The sequence below is a fragment of the Abditibacteriota bacterium genome (genome assembly GCA_017552965.1).
GTDB lineage: Bacteria > Armatimonadota > UBA5829 > UBA5829 > UBA5829 > RGIG7931.
The window spans coordinates 1-2,065 of the sequence record JAFZNQ010000119.1 but is presented as its reverse complement, the minus strand read 5'-3'; the positions used below and the strand labels follow the sequence as shown (position 1 = coordinate 2,065).

The 2,065-nt window shown below is 61.4% G+C and carries 2 protein-coding genes; both read left to right on the top strand.

Going from position 1 to position 2,065, the window contains the following annotated elements; genetic code table 11:
• The coding region (locus tag IK083_10280; GenBank protein MBR4749940.1) for a hypothetical protein at window positions 1-187 on the top strand (187 nt) is incomplete at its 5' end.
• A 1-nt stretch (window position 188) separates the two neighbouring features.
• Entirely contained in the window at window positions 189-1,943 is a 1,755-nt protein-coding gene (locus IK083_10275; GenBank protein ID MBR4749939.1) for a hypothetical protein, read from the top strand.
• Window positions 1,944-2,065: the final 122 nt, after the last annotated feature.

The following is a 2,065-nucleotide window of genomic DNA, read 5'->3' as shown; positions in this document are numbered from 1 at the left end:
GTACTGCGTGGTGAATTCCGGCAACAACACGGAGCTGGTCTTCACCCCCAAGTTCAAGTACTGGAACCCCAAGGACACGGGCTCCGCGGACGACCGCTGGATAGGCATAGGCCTCCGGGAGATCAGGGTGATCTCCGACTCAAAGGCCCGGGTGTTCTCGGCCAACAACATGGACTACGTCAAATAATATGCGCAGGCTGCTTTTGGCGCTGCTGGCGCTGTGCTTCTGTCTCCGGGCGGCTGCGGTCCCTTTGGCGGACTTCATAGTCACGGACTACGGAGCGGCTCCCGGCGGCGCCGACTGCACCGGGGCCTTTCAGCAGGCTCTGGACGCAGCCTTTCGGGCGGGGGGCGGCAGCGTCTTCGTCCCCTCCGGGGAATACACCCTGCGGGGCACGTTGAAGATCAGGTCCGGAGTGTATCTTACGGGCACCCATCAGGCGCCTCCCACCCAGCGCAACGACCATTTTGCAGAGCAGAATAAGACCTACAATGGCTCTGCTCTCCGGGTCTACGCCGGCAGGAACAGGCCGGGGAGCGCCGCCTTCATCACTATGGAGGGCTCTACCTGCGGCGTGAAGGGGTTCATCATATCCTACCCCGAATGGTCGTCGGAGACGGTGCCTCCCGTGCCCTATCCTCCCTGCATAGCCGGCTATACGGGGGACGACCAGAGCGTTCAGGACTGCCAGCTGGTGAACCCCTACGAGGGCATCAGGCTGTCGGGTGTGGGCCGCAGCTATATCCGCAACGTGCAGGGTTACCCCATCAAAAGGGGCCTGTACATAGACAAATGCTACGACATCAGCCGGGTGGAGAACTGCCACTTCTGGCCCTTCGGGGTGGCCTATGACCAGAACGACAAATACGTGGACTGGATCAACAGGCACGGAGTGGCCTTTGAGTTCGGCCGTTCGGACTGGCAGTACGTATACAACTGCTTCTGCTTCGGCTACGGAGCGGGCTACAAGTTCAGCCGGTCCGACGCCGGCTTTTGCAACGGCAGCTTTCTGGGCCTGGGAGCGGATTCCTGCGCCAATGCGCTGCTGGTGCAGGAGAGCGGCACGCTGCTCATAACCAACGGGGAATTCGTGGGCCGCTGGTCCTCCCCGGACTCCTGCCAGGTGGAGATACTCAAAACGGCAAGGTACAAGGTAAGCCTGATGAACTGCTCCTTCTGGGGCGACGTGGGCCGGCCCTGCATCCGCACCGCCAGCCCTGACGGCCTGCTCTCCGTCATTAACTGCCATTTTGAGAACCACAATGCTCCCTGTATCGATATGAAGGGGGGATGGGGAGTGATCCAGGGCAACTCCTTCAGCGACAGGACGCCTCAGATAGTTCTTGACGCGGGAGTGAGATCCGCCGTAGTTACGGGCAATATGTGCCCCTCGGGAGTCAGGGTGGACAACCGGGTCGGCGGCCGGGCCCGGATAGCCCAAAACAGCCCCGGACTTCCCGATACCCTCACCGCGGAGCAGAAAAAGAACTATATGGTGGACGTGGGCTCCTCCCACGACGGCAGGTTTCTCTCCGGCTTCTATCCCGGGGACGAGGCGGCCGAGTTCGGGACAGGGGGCACCAAGCGCTGGTCCGGGGAGGGCCACAAGATCACTCTGCCGGTGAACAAAAACACACGGTACACCGTGACCTTCAGTATATTCGTTCCCGAGCCGGCCTTCCAAGAGGGCTGCGGCATGCTGCTGGACGGCAGGCTGGCGCTGCCCGTCGGGAAGGCGGGGGAGAACAACGTCTGCTGTGTGGTAAATACCGGCAGCAGCGCGGAGCTGGTCTTCACTCCCCGCTTCAGATACTGGAGCCCCGGGGATATCTACGGTTCGGCGGACCACCGCCGGTTAGGCATCGCCCTGCGTGAGATCAGGGTGATAAGCGAACCCGGGGCCAGGGTGTTCTCTGCCAATATTATGGATTACGAGGAATAAAGATGAACAAAGCATTATGGGTACTGCTCATTCTCATGAGCGTGACGGCGGTATTTGCCGCCCCGTCGGACCTCATCGTCACGGACTTCGGCGCCAAAGGCGACGGCAGGACCGACTGCACC